General features: G+C 69.4%; 10 protein-coding genes. 8 read left to right on the top strand and 2 right to left on the bottom strand.

Annotated elements, in window-relative coordinates; genetic code table 11:
• The first annotated feature begins 29 nt into the window (after positions 1–29).
• Together CMC5_RS20640 and CMC5_RS20635 are read left to right on the top strand one after the other, a co-directional pair.
• Positions 30–1,781, top strand: coding sequence for a hypothetical protein (locus CMC5_RS20640; RefSeq protein ID WP_156338746.1), 1,752 nt, complete (start codon positions 30–32; stop codon positions 1,779–1,781).
• A 7-nt stretch (positions 1,782–1,788) separates the two neighbouring features.
• Positions 1,789–3,753, top strand: a complete 1,965-nt coding sequence (locus CMC5_RS20635; RefSeq protein WP_050432023.1) for a HEAT repeat domain-containing protein — start codon at positions 1,789–1,791, stop codon at positions 3,751–3,753.
• 105 nt (positions 3,754–3,858) lie between these two features.
• On the opposite strand, the gene CMC5_RS20630 is transcribed toward CMC5_RS20635, so the two are convergent.
• Entirely contained in the window at positions 3,859–5,238 is a 1,380-nt protein-coding gene (locus CMC5_RS20630; RefSeq protein WP_050432022.1) for an RNA polymerase sigma factor, read from the bottom strand.
• Positions 5,239–5,344: 106 nt separating this feature from the next.
• On the opposite strand from CMC5_RS20630, the gene CMC5_RS20625 reads away from it, so the two are divergent.
• From CMC5_RS20625 to CMC5_RS20615, 3 genes are all read left to right on the top strand, one after another.
• Positions 5,345–5,887, top strand: a complete 543-nt coding sequence (locus CMC5_RS20625) for a L,D-transpeptidase family protein (RefSeq protein ID WP_050432021.1) — start codon at positions 5,345–5,347, stop codon at positions 5,885–5,887.
• A 27-nt stretch (positions 5,888–5,914) separates the two neighbouring features.
• Entirely contained in the window at positions 5,915–6,340 is a 426-nt protein-coding gene (locus CMC5_RS20620; protein ID WP_050432020.1) for an EVE domain-containing protein, read from the top strand.
• A 90-nt stretch (positions 6,341–6,430) separates the two neighbouring features.
• Positions 6,431–7,141 carry a hypothetical protein gene (locus CMC5_RS20615; RefSeq protein ID WP_156338745.1) on the top strand — a complete coding sequence of 237 codons (711 nt, stop codon included), beginning with the start codon at positions 6,431–6,433 and terminating at the stop codon, positions 7,139–7,141.
• Positions 7,142–7,957: 816 nt separating this feature from the next.
• Here CMC5_RS20615 and CMC5_RS20610 read toward each other — a convergent pair.
• Positions 7,958–8,779 (bottom strand): fatty acid desaturase family protein, encoded by an 822-nt coding sequence (locus CMC5_RS20610; RefSeq protein ID WP_050432018.1) that lies wholly within the window; start codon positions 8,777–8,779, stop codon positions 7,958–7,960.
• 380 nt (positions 8,780–9,159) lie between these two features.
• Between CMC5_RS20610 and CMC5_RS20605 the strand changes: the two genes are divergently transcribed.
• From CMC5_RS20605 to CMC5_RS20595, 3 genes are all read left to right on the top strand, one after another.
• Positions 9,160–10,149, top strand: coding sequence for a fatty acid desaturase (locus CMC5_RS20605; RefSeq protein ID WP_245678544.1), 990 nt, complete (start codon positions 9,160–9,162; stop codon positions 10,147–10,149).
• 4 nt (positions 10,150–10,153) lie between these two features.
• Positions 10,154–10,960, top strand: coding sequence for a hypothetical protein (locus tag CMC5_RS20600; RefSeq protein WP_050432017.1), 807 nt, complete (start codon positions 10,154–10,156; stop codon positions 10,958–10,960).
• Between the two features lie 121 nt (positions 10,961–11,081).
• Positions 11,082–16,127 (top strand): AAA family ATPase, encoded by a 5,046-nt coding sequence (locus CMC5_RS20595; protein WP_169796603.1) that lies wholly within the window; start codon positions 11,082–11,084, stop codon positions 16,125–16,127.
• The last annotated feature ends 75 nt before the right edge of the window (positions 16,128–16,202 follow it).

Here is a 16,202-nt window from a genome sequence, read left to right as displayed (position 1 = left end):
CTAGGAAAACCCCGTGTCCTGGGAACAGTATGCGAACCTACGTCTGCACCGTTTCCGCCGCAGCGCTCGGGTCGACGCTGTTCATTGCACAGCACGGGGCGGCACGCCCTCCCCTGTGCCTGGAACAAATGGACCTCTCGGGCGAGGGCAACCTCGTCGATGGCCCGTGCGAGCCGCCCGGCCCGCAGCCGCCCTACGAGCCGCCGCCACCACCCCCTCCACCCCCACCCCCTTCACCACCTGCCGATGCTTGCGACACCGCCTGCACGCAGGCGTCGACCTACTACCAGACCTGCCGACAGCCCCACATGGGCTGCCAGCAACAGTGGAGGCCCTCGCCCTGCGAGAACGGGTACTGCCCGGCCGAACCCATCATGCACCTCGTCCCGGAAGCCTCCCTCATCCCGGAGGGCTCGGACCAGGAATGTCCGGCAGGGCAAGAGTACATCTACTACACGACCACCACCTGCGGAGCCATCGGCGTCTATGACGGCTGGTCGGGCCCCGGGCCGAGCAGCACCCCGCCCGCGCCCGCCGCATCGACGTGCTCGGGGGCCGGCGCGGGAAGCGTGCAGAAGACCGACCCTCCCAAGAGCGGCGATCGCAACGGCTGGTTCAAGCTCAAGACCAACGTGGGCTTCCTCCACAAGTACAAGGACTGGAAGCTCAAGCTCGGCGCCGACGCCACCGTCAACGCCACCGTCGCCGGCCTCTCGGGTGACGTGATCAAGGCCGAAGCGGCGCTCGAATCGACCGTGTTCGGCGGCGCCTCGCACGCCCAGACCGACGAGGTGACGCAGGCCTACGTGCGCTTGAACGTGCTCGGCGTCGACGTGTGGCGCCGCGGCAAGATGAGCCCCAACGAGACCCCCACGGGCTTCACGCCCCCGAAGCTGCCGGTCCAGAAAGAGAACCAGGACAGGTGCAGCTACTTCCAGCAGGTGGCCAGCGTGCGACCCGACCAGGCCGGGGCGCAGATCCGCGCGGGTTCACAGCCTCGATCCTGCTCGTCGTGGCCCGTGGTCAAGACGATGCCGAAGGTCAACAAGCTGACCGATGTCGGCAACCTGCTCAACTGGGCGCAGAACATGACGTTCTTCCAGGCCGCCGTGGTGATCCCCCTCGGCCCTGGCACCGTGAACCTCAAATTCAACGCTGGAGGCAACGTCGGCGCCAAGCTCTCGATGGCGCCCGTGAAGCACGACGACAGCAAGCTGCTCGGCGGCACCTTCGGCGTCAGCCCAACCGCTGGCGTATGGGTCGGCGCCGGCATCTCGGTGAACTTCTGGATCGTCGCCGCGGGCGTGAACGCGCGCGTGAACCTGATCACCGCCAGCTACAACCCGACGGTGACGGCGCTCTTCGAGGAGCCGGACAACATCGCCAGCCGCCTGCACTGGGACTTCGATCACTACGTCTCGGCCAAGGCGCTGGACGGCTACGTGGAGCCGTGGGTGCGGCTCGTCTTCGTGACGTTCCGCAAGAAGTGGAACTGGGATCCGGCGTGGTCGGCGAGCAGCCAGGTCGTCGCCTCCGCCCCGGCGTGCGGCCAGGCGACGTGCGGCGACGGCACCTGCCAGGCGGGAGAGAACAGCTCCATCTGCCCTGGCGACTGCCCGCCGCCGCCTCCTCCGCCTCCGCCCCCGCCCCCCACGTACTACTGCGGGGATGGGCTCTGCTCCATGTCGGAGAGGGGCTGGTGCGTCGAAGACTGCGGCCCGTCCAACTGCGGGACGAACTACCATATCGTCGCTCCTTGCTTCGAAGTCCCGATGGATTGAGTGAACCATGACTGCACCGAAACCAGAGCGCCGCGCGGTGCGTCTCGGCCGGGTGGGCGGCGCCATCGGTCTCGTCGGCGCCGTGGCGGGGCTCGCGTGGTTCACACGCGAGCCGGCCACGGCGGCATCTCATGCGTCGCAAGCACGACCCCCCCAGGCGACCGCCGCGACGGTGACGGGCGCCCGCAAGCTGCGGTGGAAGGTGGGCGCGACGCGCCGCTACGAAGTCACCTCGTCGAGCAAGCTCCGGGTCGACGCCGGAGCGCTGCTCGATCCTTCGGTGAAGGTGCCTCCGCAAACGCTGAAGGTGGACATCGAGGGCAGCTACCGCCTCGACGTGATCGCCGAGCAGCAAGAGCACGCCATCGTGCGCGCCGCGCTCACCCCACGGAAGATCCGCATCGAGGTCCCGGGTGAGCCCGTGGTCACGGACCAGGGTTCGCTCGGCGCCCGGATGCGCGCCCTCCTTGCGACGCCGCTCGTCCTCCGGATCTCGCGCACGGGACGCATCGAGGGCGTCCGCATGCCGCAGGGCCTCACCACGGAGCAGAACGTCGCGCTCGCCCTCAAGCAGATCCCGGCGGCGATGCAGGTGGTCTTCCCCTCGACGGCGGGGATGCATCGCTGGGAAGGGATCCAGCAGGACGTCACCGGCGAGTTCCTCGCGGGCTATGTCGTCGAGGGGAACGCCGTCACGATCGAGAAGCGGAGGTACCTCGCCGTGGCCTCTCCCCAGGGTCGCATGACCGTCGGCGCGGACCTCGGCGTCACACCGCGCTCGACGCTCACCATCGAGGTGGACGACGACGGCTGGGCGCGGACCAGCACGGCGGAGGAGCGGCTCGACCTGACCTACGGCGGGCCCGGCGTGAAGGAACGAGGCGGCGTCAACGCCCGTCACGACGGCCGGCTCGTGGTCACCTGGAGCGAGACCACAGCCGAGGGAGCGACCGACGAGGGCGTCGTGAACTGGCGCGAACTCGACGAGCACCCGCTCTCCCACGTCTTCCCGCAAGACGCTGGCGCCGACGATCCACGCCCGCTCGCCGAGCTGCTGCGTGACCTGAAGGCCGTCAGCGCGCTGAAGAGCGAAGACGAGCGCTCCCGAGAGAGCGCCGCGCTGCTCCAGGCCATCACCGAGCGGCTGCTCAGAGACCCAGGCGCCGCACGCGCGCTGCTCGATCTCCTGCTTCGACCGGGTGAACTCGACCCCGAAGAAGCAGGAGTCCTCATCGGCGCCCTGGGCTCCTCGGGGACCCCGGCTTCCCAGGAGGCCCTCGGCAAGATCATCACGAACGACGCGCTCTCCACGGAGATGCACGTTCGCGCGATGACCCAGCTCGCCTTCGTCAAGACCCCCACGGAGGACGCCCTCTCCGCCGTGCGGCAGACCATGGGCTCGACCAACGACGAGGAGCGGAGCACCAGCCGGCTGATCCTCGGCGCGATGGCGCGCTCCATGGGCACCGAGTCGGGCGCCGGCGAGGTGCGCACGCTCATCGACCAGTACGAGAAGGCGAGTAGCCTGGACGAGCAGCTCTTGCTGCTCAGCGCCCTCGGCAACACCGGCTCGCCCGACGCCCTCCCCCTCATCCTCCGCGCGCTCGGCTCGGAGCGCCCCAGCATGCGCCTGGAGGCCGTGCGCGCCCTGCGCTTCATGCCTCCTGGCGTGGCGGACACCGCCATCGACCGCGTGCTGCACCTCGAAGAGAGCGAGGAGGTGCGCAAGGGGGCCGTCTTCGCCCTGAGCTTCCGGGACCTGGTTCGACACGCGAGCATCATCGGCACCGTGCTGTCGCGCGACGTCTCGACCACCGTTCGCCTCGCCGTGGTGAACCTGCTCGGCGCCGCGATGGACAAGTACGAGCCAGCCCGCGCCATCCTGACGAGCGTCGCCACCGCGGACCCGGACGCAGACATCCGATCCGCCGCGGCAGCCTTCCTCCAGTCCGCCACGCCGCGACGCCCCTAGCCCTCGGCGCCTCCCCCAGCCCGCGACGAGCCCCTCACGCTCCCCCCTCGACGAGCCCCTCACACGCCACCCAGCGCGCCCTGAAGCGCGTCGGGACGGCGGCGCTCACAGCGGCTCCGACTTGGACGCCGCCTTGCCCGACGGGGAGGTTGGCTTGCCCGGGGCCGGCTTCCCCGACGTCGGCGACGGCTTGCCCGACACCGGCTTCTTCAGCGCCCGCGCCTCCTGCTCCCTCTGAGCGAGCGCCTTTTTCTCGCGCTCCATCGCCTCCCGATCGGACCGCGGCTCCACCACCGCCTCCTTCTTCGGGTCGACGAACGGCTTCAGCGGCTTCACTGGCCTGTCCGGCGGGGGTGCGAGCTTCGACGTCGACCGAGATTTCTCCGACGTCGACACGGGCGCTGGCGCGGGTGGCGCTGCGGTCGGTGCAAGCGACGACGGTGCGATCGGCGCAAACGACGTCGACTCTGGCGCGGCCTTCGGCGCGCTCTCCAGCGCCTGCCGCGCCCGTGCCCGCGCCTGGCCCACCTGCGGCGCCGCATCGCCCGCTGGATCCAGCCCTGCCGCCTCGTCCAGCCGCTCCAGGCACTCCGACCACGCCGCGCGCTCGCACGCCTCGAAGCCAGCGGCCCGCAGCGCGCGCCCTCGTTCGATGGGATCCGCCATCTCGGGCCCCACCTTCGGCAGCTCCGGCATCGGCGCGATCTGCGGCTCCTCCTTCAGCACCGCACGCGCGAGCAAGAACGCCAGCACCGACAGCGCGGCCACCGCGGCCAGCTCCGCCAGCCACTGCTCCCGCATCCAGCGCCGCATCCGCGACACCCGCTGCCGCACCCGCGTCGGCGGCACCTGCTCCTCGGCCGCGATGCTCTCCAGCTTCTCGCCCTCACCCTCGCGCGCCATCCAGCGCAGCGTCTCCGTCGCCTCGCGCGCACCGCCCGCCTGCCGCTCGGCCCAGCGCGCCATCGCCCGCTCCTCCAGGGGAGGCGGAGGCGCCGCCATCTCGGGCAGCTCGGCCACCGCCTCTTGAAGCGCGCGGCGGTGATGGTCCACCACCTTGTGCCGCGCGATCCCCATCACCCACCGGCGCAGCCCCTCCGGATCCCCGGGCCGCCCAGGCGCTGCGAGCGCGTCGCAGAGCACCGTCTGCACCACATCGTCCACATCGGCCTCGGGCACCCGCCGCCGCACGAAGCTCTCCAGCGCGCGCCGGAGCTCTGGCTCGGCCAGCACCGCCCCGATCGCGTCCCCCTGGACCGACGTCGCCCTCACGGCGAGGTCCGACCCCTCCTCCCCCTGGACCGACGTCGCCCCCTGCACGCCGTCCGGGTCCTGCGCGCCGTCCGACCCTTCGTCCCTCCGGACCGAGGTCGACGACCGCGCGACGTCCGGCGCCGCATCGGCCCGGACGGGGGTCGACCCCAGCGCGAGGCCGGGATGCTTGAACGCTCCAAGGGGGGGGTCGGCAGCCATCGTCGTGCTCATCGACCCCTCATCGGGCGAAGCGCGCCGAGTGTGACAGGGGGAAACGAAATTCTACCGGACCCCCTGACGCCCGTCACACCTGGACGACGTCGCCCGATGTCGGACCATGCGACCCGTCCACCGAGCCCTTCTCGCAGCCACCCTCCTGGCGACCACCTTCGTCGCGCCTGCCCTCATCGCGGGCGGCTCCTCCTGGAAACCCACGGCCAAGCTCGTCACCGAGATCCGCATCGACAAGAGCGACCACACCTTGAAGCTCCTCTACGGAGAGCAGGTCGTGAAATCGTACAAGGTCGCGATCGGCCCTGGCGGCGCTGGCCCCAAGCAGTACGAGGGCGACAAGCGCACCCCCGTGGGCACCTACCGCGTCCAGAGCCGCATCAAGGGGCTCTTCCACAAGTTCCTTCTCGTCAGCTACCCGAACGACGAGGATCGCGTCCGCTACGCCGAGATGAAGCGCCGTGGCGAGGTTCCCGCGGGTCGCGGCATCGGCCACAGCATCGGCATCCATGGTGTGGGCAGCAAAGAGCTAGCTGGCGAACATAAGAAATCCGACTGGACCCTGGGCTGCATCGCCCTCGACGACGACGAGATCGACGAAGTCGCCCGCCTCGTGTCCGATGGCACCCGTATCGTGATCACCGACTGACCCGCTGGTGATAGGGTGGCCGCTGCGATGGCGACCCGGCGCTACTGGTTGATGAAGAGCGAGCCGTACAAGTACTCGTATGCCCAGCTCGTCAAAGATGGACAAACGATGTGGGACGGCGTCAGAAACTACGAAGCGCGCAATCACATCCGAGAGATGAAGGCTGGCGACCTCGCCCTGTTTTACCACTCCAACGAAGGCAAATCGGTCGCAGGCATCGCCCGCATCAAGCGTGAGGCGTACCCTGATCCCACCGCGCCGGAAGAGGACTGGAGCGCGGTCGACGTCGAGCCCGTCACGGCGATGAAGGTCCAGGTCTCGCTGGATGCGATCCGCGACGATCCGGCATTTGCCGACATCGCCTTGCTCAAGCGCTCGCGGCTCAGCGTGGTCCCTGTCTCCAAGGATCACTTCGATCGGATCTTGAAGCTGGGCAAGACCAAGATCGCTTGACTCGGGCCGCGGAGGGCTCAACTGTTCGCCTCAGTGACGAGCCACACTCCGCGCCCAATTTCACTCCATCTGGCTGCAGGCCTGCTCGCCGTGCTCGGTGGCGCAGCCTGCGGCGGCCCTCCCACCGCTTCTCCCGTGGAAGGCGAGCCGGTGTGCGCCGACTTCGAGTTCGGCGCCTCCCGCGCTCGGATGCGCGGGAGCCTTCGCCTCCCGGTGCAGGTGACGATCCTCGACGGCAAGGACGTCTTGAACAAGATGATCCTCGACGGTCGTCGCGAGCAGGAGACGTCGCCGAGCCAGGTCCTCATCCCCGACACGAACGGTGAGTTCGAGGTGCAGTGGGCCCAGTGCGTCAACGAGCCCGCGCCTCGCCCCGTCGCCAAGACCCCCGATCAGAAGGGCGACACGCCCGCCTACGAGTGCGGGGAGACGACGCCCTACAAGACCGAGACCATCTCGGTGAGGCGGGGCGACGCCACCACCCGCAAGCTGACCTTCGCGACCCCCCCGAAGCTCGACTGCTGGGCCCCGGACGCTCCGGCCGCCGCCGCGACCGCCGAGCCTGCGGCGCCACCGCCGCCCCCCCCGGCAGCCACCGCCGCGCCGGACGCCGCTCCTGACGGTGGCACGCCACCCGACGCTGGCTCAGCAGCCACCGCCGACGGCACCGCGACCCCAGCGGCCACTGCCGCCCCCTCGGCCGAGCCCAGCGCGGCGCCCACCGCCACGCCGAAGCTCACCATCCCGAAGCGGCCCCCTGGCGAGACGCCCCCCACCCGTCCCTCCGAGCCGTCCGAGTAAGCGGTCCTCTCCGCGCACTCCCTGCCCTCCGCCACCGCACGAAGCACACAGCACGACGGCGTGCGGTGCCGGCGTCACGCGAACGCCCTCTCTCGCGAACTTCGGGGCCCTTCACCGGACAGCCAGAACATCAGCCTGGCGCATCTTCACGCTGATGCGTCATCAGCATGGACCTCCTCTGCGCTGATGGGCCACCAGCATGGCCCCCCTCTGCGCTGATGCGTCATCAGCATGGACCTCCTCTGCGCTGATGGGCCACCAGCATGGAGCATCTCCAGGTCGATGCACCATCAACTTGGTCCTTCTGAGCAGGGCCTCCATCCGTCCGAAGATTCTCTGCGCTGCTCCCGCACCAGCCTGGACCGTCTCCGCGCTGCGCCCGTATCAGCCGGGATCTCTTCGCGCTGCTCCCGCATCAGCCTGGAGCATCTCCAAGTCGATGCGCCATCTACCTGGTCCGTTTGATCAGAGCCGCCATCTGTCCGAAGCTTCTCCGCACTGCTCCCATACCAACCTGGACCTTCCCCGCGCTGCTCCCGCATCAGCCGGGACCTTCCCCGCGGTGCTGCCGCATCTGCCGGGACCCTCCCCGCGCTACTGCCGCATCAGCCGGGACCTTCCCCGCGCTGCTCCCGCATCAGCACGAGCCTTCACCAGGCACGCCCGGCATCGACGAGTGACTTCACCCGGGAGAGGCGGCCCCGCACAGGGCTTCATGTGAGAGGAGCGGAACCCGCGGGGGGGCTCAAGCTGACGCAGCAAGGAGGCGGGAGAGGCAGAACCCGAGAGGAGGCGGGTCCTAGAGGAGGGAGGGCTTCAGGCGGAGGGAGGCGGCGTGATCGGAAGGCTCGGCTGCAGCTTCGCCGGGTTGAACATGCCCGCGCGCTTGTGGTGGTTCGCGTGCATGTAGATGCCGTGCCACAGCCAGTTGCCGATCCGGTAGTACCCGTGGTTCAGGTTCACCGGCTTGAAGTCGCCGTCCTTCGAGAAGGCGTTGTGCGTCGACCAGTTGAAGTGGACCAGGTGGAAGAAGCCCACCAGGGACGCCGGTACGAACAGGCCGAAGAACGCGATCGGGCCGAGGAACGTGTACCAGGTCGCGATCAGGAGGATGTTCGTCGCGTAGCTGACGTAGGCGCGGTTCTTTTCGTAGCGTCGCGTCTCGGGCGTGTCGCCGTAGAGGTCGAAGTAGATCTTCTGGAGCTGACGCTCCACGTTCACGATCGTGTCGACCAGGAACTTCCAGTAGCTCGGCCCGACGGGATGCGGGTCCTTGTCCAGGTCGTCGGAGTAGCGGTGGTGCCGCTGGTGGATCACTTCCCAGGAAGCGAAGCGCGTCAGCACCACCACGCCGCACACCTCGCCGATCAGCCGGTTCACAGCGCGGGGGAAGTTGTTGTGCGTCGCGTTGTGGATGTAGACGCTGCACAGGATCTGCGCCTGACACGCCAGGGGCAGCAGCAGCCACATCCGGGGATCCCAGGAGGCGAGGAGCGGCTTGTGACCGCTGAAGTACATCGCCAGGAGGAGGGTGGCGCACACGGCGGCGTAGAAACCGTCGTACCAGAGGTAGAAGTAACGGTTCCGTCGTAGCTGTGTGAACGGCAGAGACTTGAGCGTCGAGACAATGGCGGTCACGTGAACGGCCTCCTCGTAACCTCGGGAGGGGCGCCCACCCGGGGGGCCACCTCTGCTGCCGAAGGCACCGGCCGACCCCTGCAACGGCAGCGATCGGCCCTCACATTCCGGGCAGTCAGGCGTCTCCCCCCACGACGCTCACACTGTGGTTGGGATGTGAATTACATCAGGAGAAGCCTGAGTATCCGAAATGGCTCAGCTCGTCCACGACGGTGCAGAGAAACGGCAACTTTTCCAGAGATGCAGCGAAATTCTCATCCTCACGGAGCGAAACGCGTCGGCTGGATCCCAATGCGCGGAGCACGACAGCGTCACCGTGGGGCCAATTGTTCGGCGGACGGACTGGTGCTAACGAGCGGGGCGTGGGGACTTCTGCCCGTATGCCAACTGCTGCAACGACCGGGGAAATCGCGTCTTCCGGGGTGTCCAGGGCGACCCGCCGCGAGCCCTGGCTGGTGAAGCACCCGGCGGAGTGGCGCCAGGTCGGGATCATCTTCGTCTACCTGGGGCTGCTCGCTGCGATGTTCGTGGAAGAGCGCTGCCGGAACGTCTTCTTCCTCGGGGCGGCCTGCTACTTCAGCTTCCTGAACGCGGTGGTGATCCACAACCACCTGCACCAGGGCATCTTCCAGAGCCGGCGCCTCAACATGATCTGGCGCTGCGTGCTCAGCTTCGGGGCGCTCTACCCGGCGTCGGCAAACATCCCGTCGCACAACCTGGTCCACCACCACTTCGACGACGATGGCCAGCCGGACTGGGCGGCACCCGACCATGTCGGCTTCCGGTGGCACCTGCTCAACTTGCTGCACTTTCCCAACGTCGCCGGGCCGAACACGTTCGACGGCGTGAAGCGCTGGGGGGCGCTGCACGGGCGGGGGGAGTTCCGGCGTCAGTACCAGCTCGAGTCGGCGTTCGCCTTCGGGGTGACGGGGGCGCTCTTGCTCGTGGATGTGTGGACGACGCTGTTCTTCATCGTCATCCCTCAGCTCTGGGGGGCGCGGGGCATCCTGCGCATCAACCTGATCCAGCACGACCGCTGCGACACGTCGAGCGAGTGGAACCACTCGCGCAACTTCGTCGGGCGCGGCTTCAACTGGATCATGTGCAACAACGGCTACCACACCATCCACCACAACCGGGCAGGCCTGCACTGGTCGACGCTGCACGAGGCGCACGAGCGCGAGGTGGTGCCGCGGATCGATCGATCGCTCGACGAGCCGAGCATGGTGCTGTACCTGCTGCGGACGTTCCTGTTCGGTCTGAAGAGGCCCACCGAGCGTGACGTGGCGGTCTCGGAGCACGTGGCGCCGCTCGCCGAGCTCGCGTCACGCGACGTGCGCCGGGCCGAGGCCGAGGCGGCCAGCGCCTGAGCCCATGCTGACACGCGAGGTGATGGGCTGGATCGCGCTGTCGATCCTGTGGGTGAACGCGCTGCTCGTGGCGGCGGCGGCGCTGAAGGATCTCGGGACCCTCACGCGACAGGAGCGCGCGCTCGGGCCGTTCCGGCGTGCGCGGGTGCTCCGCGGCGACGGGCGCGGAGGCGCGTTCGCCGGGCACCGGGTGGAGCAGGTGGGGCGCGCTGCGGCCGAGAACGGGAAGCGCGAGGCGATCGTGTTCCACGACCGGAGCTACGGGGGCGAGCTCTACGGCGGCGCGGTGGCGCTCGACGAGGGCGGCGAGGAGGTCCGGGTCGAGCCCGCAATCGAGTCGGAGATCTGGGTCTCCGTCGAGGAGCAAGCGCAGCGCGCGGTGTGCCCCTCGGAGGCACGCTTCGACGAGGCGTATCCGCACGCGCGGAAGGCGCGTGGGTACTCGCGCACGGTGGAGGTGCCGGTGGAGGCCGGTTCGATGGTGTGGCTGGGCGGTGAAACGCCGAGTGCGCCTCGCCTCGTCGCCACCCTGGATCCTCGCGGCGTGATCCGCTCGAGGGCGGTGCAGTGCGCGGTGTTCGCCGCGCTGACGCTGGTGGCCGCGGCGGGTTGTACGGCGGTCGCCCTCTGGCCTCCGGTCTTCGGGACGGTCAGCACGCTCGGGGGACTCCTGTGCCTGGGGTACTTCCTGGGGGTGCAGCCGCTCGGGGTGACGGTCCGGAACGCGGTCCGGCTACCGAGTCAGCGGATCCTTCGCGGGACCTGGGAACGCCGCGCCGAGAACGCCCCCGATCCGGCGGCCACGCGCTGATCCCGTTGCCCTGGCGTCGCCCCCCTGGGCGGCGCTCCGGCGCCTCTTGTCAGCCCCGGCCACGCCCTGAGACCATCGAGGGCAGGGGTGGACAATGCAGCAGATCGCCGAATTCACTCTCGTGGAACAGATCCATGAGAGCCCAGAGGTGTTCCTCTGCCGCGGCTACAGGAACGAGGATCGCGCGCCGGTCACGCTGAAGCTCCTCAAGGAGGAGATTCAGAGCCCACGGGCCGTCGCCAGGTTACGCCACGAGTACGCCATCCTGCGGGATCTCGACATCCGCGGGGTGGTGAAGAGCTACGGCCTCGTCGAGCACGGGCAGAGCTGCGCACTGGTTCTCGAGGATCCCGGCGGCGAGCCGCTGCACCACGTGCTGAGGCGAGAGCGGCTCGAGCTGAGGACGGCGCTGGAGCTCGCGAGTTCGCTCGCCGACACGCTCGCCGCGCTCCACGCACGAAAGGTGATCCACAAAGATCTCAAACCGCACAACGTGCTCGTGTCGCTCTCCACGCGCACGACGAAGCTCATCGACTTCGGCATCTCGACGCGGCTCTCGCGCGAGACGCAGAGCGCGCGGAACCCCGAGGCGCTGGAGGGAACGCTGGCCTACATGTCTCCCGAGCAGACGGGTCGCACCAACCGGCTGCTCGATCAGCGCTCGGACCTCTACTCGTTCGGGGTGATGTTCTACGAGATGCTGACCGGGAGCTTGCCGTTCCCGACGACGGACGCGCTGGAACTCGTCCATAGCCACATCGCCAGGAAGCCCACCCCGCCACACGAGGTAGTGCCGAAGCTTCCCCGCGTCGTGTCGGACATCACCATGCGGCTGCTCGCCAAGGCCGTCGAGGACCGCTACCAGAGTGCGCGCGGCCTGCACGCGGATCTCGTCGAATGCCTCGCCCGGCTCTCGCCCACGGGCACGATCGCGCCGTTCCCCATCGCGCAGCACGATCGGGTCGGGGTGCTGCACCTGCCGCAGCGACTGTTCGGGCGCGAGGAGTCGCTCTCGACGCTGGAAGCTGCCTGGAGGGAAACCATCAGCGGGACCGCGGGCGTCGCTCTGGTGCGCGGGCCTTCGGGGGTGGGCAAATCGTCGCTGGTCGCCGAGCTGTCCCAGGCCGTGCAGCGCGCTGGGGGCGTGCTGGTGGCGGGAAAGTTCGATCAGCTCGGATCGAGCACGCCCTACGCGCCGATCGCGTACGCGCTCCGGGAGCTGGTCCGGCGGGTGCTCGCAGAGCCGCCAGCGACGCTCGCGCGCTGGAGGGAGGCGCTGCGCGCGGCGCTGGGCAAGAACGGTCGGATCCTGACCGATCGGATCCCGGAACTCGAGCTGATCATCGGTCCGCAGGAGCCCGTGGCGGCGCTCGGGCCGGTCGAGGCGCAGGTCCGGTTCCAGCTGCTCTTCCAGTCGTTCCTGCGCCTGTTCACCACGCGCTCGCGCCCGCTGGCCCTGTTCCTCGACGATCTGCAGTGGGCCGACGCGGAGTCGCTGAGGCTCGTGGAGATGATGCTGTCGGAGCCCTCGGGTCGCCATCTGCTGCTGATCGGGGCTTACCGCGACCGGGAGGTGGACGCCGATCACCCGCTGAACGCGAGCCTCGCCGCGCTGCGCCGCGCCGGGACGAGGTTCGTCGAGATCACGCTGCAGCCGCTCGACGAGCGGCGGGTGGGGCAGCTCGTCGGCGAGGCGCTGAGCTGCGACCCGACGACGGTCACGTCGCTGGTGGAGGTCGTCTGGAAGCGGACGGAGGGGAACCCCTTCTTCGTTCACCGGTTCCTCGAGGCCCTGCACGAGCAGAACCTGCTGACGTTCGATCCGCGCCGCGGCACCTGGAGCTGCGACGCGCAGCACCTGCAGGACACGATCATCGTCGAGAGCGTCGTCGCGCTGATGGCCCAGAAGATCCAGCGCCTCTCGCCGACGTCGCAGCAGGCGCTGAAGCTCGCGGCCTGCGTCGGTCACGAGTTCGATCTGCACACGCTGTCGGTCGTGTACCAGCGCCCGGTGGCCGAGACGGTCGCCGATCTCGGTGAGGCGCTCTGCGAGGGGCTGATCGTCCCGCTCGGCGACGACTACAGCCTCGTCGACGCCTCCAGGGCGGGGCCGTCGAGCCGCGTCGTCCCCACGGGCGTCGACGTCTCTTACCGCTTCCTGCACGACCGGGTGCAGCAGGCCGCGTACATGATGGTGCCGGAAGGCGAGAAGCAGCAGGTGCACCTCTCTATCGGGCGCCTGCTGCTCGCCGCGAGCGAGGGGGAGCCCTCGCAGGAGGGCCTGTTCAAGATCGCGGAGCACCTGAACCGGGGCCTCGCGCACGTCACGGATCCAGCGGATCGGGTCATGGTGGCGCGGGTGAACCTCGACGCTGGACGGCGGGCCAAGGCCGCCATCGTCCACCAGACCGCCACAGGATACCTGCGCGCCGGGATCGGCCTGCTCGACGAGGCGCGCTGGGAAGACGAGTACGAACTCTGCTACGGCCTGCACGCCGAGCTGGCCGAGTGCGGCTTTCTCGCGGGTGCCCAGACGGAGGCCGAGGCGGCGTGCGAGGCCGCGATCGAGCACGCGCGGTCCATCACCGACAAGGCGCAGCTCTACAGCTTGCGGACGGTGCTGTACACGACGGTCGGCAAGTACGAGGAAGCGCTCACCGCGGGGTGGACGGCACTGTCCCTCTTCGGCGTGGCCCGGCCCGAGGGGATGGCGGCGCTGGGCGCCGAGGTGCAGGGCGAGCTGATCCAGGTGCAGGCGCTCCTGTCCAGGCGCCCGATCGCGTCGTTGCTCGACGCGCCGGAGCTGACCGATCCCGACCGGCGGCTGGAGATGCAGATCCTGGTCGATCTCATGGGCGCATCGTTCTTCGTGGATCAGCTCCAGTTCACACTGGTCGTGGCGAAGATGGTCAGCCTGTCGCTGCGGCACGGCCAGATGGACCTCTCGGCCTTCGCGTACATGCTCTACGCCGTCGTCCTCGGCGCGACGGGGATGCTCCGCGAGGCCTACGGGTTCGGTAAGCTCGGCATCGAGCTGTGTGCGCGGTGGAACAGCCCTCGGATCGAGGCCAAGGTGCTCTCGTCCGCGACGACGACCACCTTGACGCTCTTCGAGCCGCTCCAGCTCTCGCTCGTGCGGTCGGCACGAGGGCTCCAGGTGGCGCTCGAGGCGGGCGACATCCTGTCCTACTCGTACAGCGCCTACATGATGGTGTTCAACCGGGCGGCGATGGGCGAGGCCCTGGGCGCGTACCGGGCCGGGCTCGCGGACGTGCAGGCCTTCCTGGTGCGCGTGAAGAACGGCCCCGGGGCGGACGTGGTGGGGCTCGGCAGGCAGTTCGCAGCGTGCCTGATGGGCGAGACGAAGGGGCGGATGTCGCTCAGCAACGACACCTTCGACGAGGATGCCCTGGTGGCGACGCTGGACAAGCCGGACGCCGCGGTCACCGCAGGCTGGTATCACACCCTGAAGGTGCAGCTCGCGGTGCTGTACGGCGACCACGAGCTGGCCCTCGCGCACGCGGCGACGGCCGAGTCGCTCAGCGCGAAGGCCACGGGCTGTTTCTTCATCACGGAGCTGCTCTTCCACGCGAACCTCGCACGCGCCGCACTCGCCCGGGGTGGGGCCGACGTCGAGGCGCTCACCGGGGCTCGAGCGCAGCTCGCGACGTGGGCCGAGTGCTGCCCGGACACCTTCCTGCACAAGAGGCTCCTGGTCGACGCGCTGGTGGCGCGGGCGTCGGGGGACGAGCTTTCAGCGATCGACCTCTTCGATCAGGCCGTGGAGGCGGCCTGCAAGAGCGGCTTCGTCCACCACCAGGCGCTCGCGAGCGAGCTGCTGGCGCAGCTCCACCTGGAGCGCGGCCGGAAGCACGCCGCGCAGGTCCACCTGGCCGCGGCCCACAGCGCCTACCTCCAGTGGGGCGCGACGGCGAAGGCGCAGCAGCTCACGGAGCGGTACGGTCCGTCGTTCGCCCCGTGGGCCGGGGCGCCGCGCCCGTCCAGCGAGGCACCGGCGACACAGGGGCGCCTGTCGACCAGCATCACGATCACGACCACGGGCGACATCCGGGGCACGACGCTCGACATGCTCACCGTGTTCCGGGCCGCCCAGGCGATCGCCGGCGAGATCGAGCTGGAGCGCGTGCTCGAGCGGATCCTGCGGATCGTCGTCGAGAACACCGGGGCGGAGCTGGGTCACCTCTTCCTGCCGCACGAGGACGCGCTGGTGCTGCGCACCTCGATGACGGTCCAGGCCGACGCGGTGGTCCAGCGGGCGTCCGTGCCGCTCGAAGCGACCACGGACGTCCCGCGCTCGGTGGTGTACTACGCCGTGCGGACCCTGGAGGCAGTGGTCCTCGGCGATGCCCTGAAGGACGCCCGCTTCGCCGCGGATCCCCACATCAGTGCGACGCAGCCCCGGTCCATCCTGTGCCTGCCGCTGCTGCATCAGGGGAAGCTATCCGGCGTCCTCCACCTGGCGCACCACGCTGCGACCGATGTGTTCACGCCAGCGCGCATCGAGCTGTGCCAGGTGCTGTGCGCGCAGGCGGCCATCGCCGTGGAGAATGCGCTCCTCGTGGGGCGGGTGCAGGCCTCGACGGTCGCGCTGCAGCGGCTGAACAGCGCGCTGGAGACCGAGATCGGCCAGCGCACGGAGGAGCTGCGCGCTTCGAACGCTCAGCTCGTGCTGGAGCTGCGCGAGCGCGAGCATGCGGAGCGTGAGCGCACGCGGCTCCAGGAGGAGATCATCCGGGCGCAGGGAGAGCGGCTGTCGGAGATGTCGACGCCGCTCATCCCCATCACCGACCGGATCATGGTCATGCCGCTCATCGGCACGCTGGACAGGGCGAGGGTTCGGCAGGTGCTCGAAGCTGCGCTCGAGGGTGCCCAGGCAAGGGCGGCGTCGGTGGTGATCCTCGACATCACGGGCGTGCGCGATGTGGACACCGAGGTGGCGAACTCGCTCCTCAAGACGGCGGCCGCCTTGCGGCTGCTCGGCGCGCAGGTGGTGCTCACCGGGATGCGCCCGGAGGTGGCCCGGACCGTCGTGTCGCTGAACATCGACCTCCGGGGCATCGTGATCCGGGGGACGCTGCAGAGCGCCATCCTCCACGCGATCCGTCTCTCGGGCGAGGCTGCCCAAGTCCGGCGGGTGCTGGCCTGATCCGACGGCGAGGGCGCGCGGTCGTCCCACGCACGCCCTCGCTCGGGAGCAGGCACCCGTCAGGGCCAGGCACCC

The sequence above is a fragment of the Chondromyces crocatus genome (assembly GCF_001189295.1).
GTDB lineage: Bacteria > Myxococcota_A > Polyangia > Polyangiales > Polyangiaceae > Chondromyces > Chondromyces crocatus.
Note: the sequence above shows the minus strand (reverse complement) of the source record. Positions and strands in the feature narration are given on the sequence as shown.

Coding starts and splice junctions, on each gene's coding strand:
- CMC5_RS20640 (WP_156338746.1), top strand. CDS start 30: ATGCGAACCTACGTCTGCACCGTTTCCGCCGCAGCGCTCGGGTCGACG.
- CMC5_RS20635 (WP_050432023.1), top strand. CDS start 1,789: ATGACTGCACCGAAACCAGAGCGCCGCGCGGTGCGTCTCGGCCGGGTG.
- CMC5_RS20630 (WP_050432022.1), bottom strand. CDS start 5,238: ATGAGCACGACGATGGCTGCCGACCCCCCCCTTGGAGCGTTCAAGCAT.
- CMC5_RS20625 (WP_050432021.1), top strand. CDS start 5,345: ATGCGACCCGTCCACCGAGCCCTTCTCGCAGCCACCCTCCTGGCGACC.
- CMC5_RS20620 (WP_050432020.1), top strand. CDS start 5,915: ATGGCGACCCGGCGCTACTGGTTGATGAAGAGCGAGCCGTACAAGTAC.
- CMC5_RS20605 (WP_245678544.1), top strand. CDS start 9,160: ATGCCAACTGCTGCAACGACCGGGGAAATCGCGTCTTCCGGGGTGTCC.
- CMC5_RS20600 (WP_050432017.1), top strand. CDS start 10,154: ATGCTGACACGCGAGGTGATGGGCTGGATCGCGCTGTCGATCCTGTGG.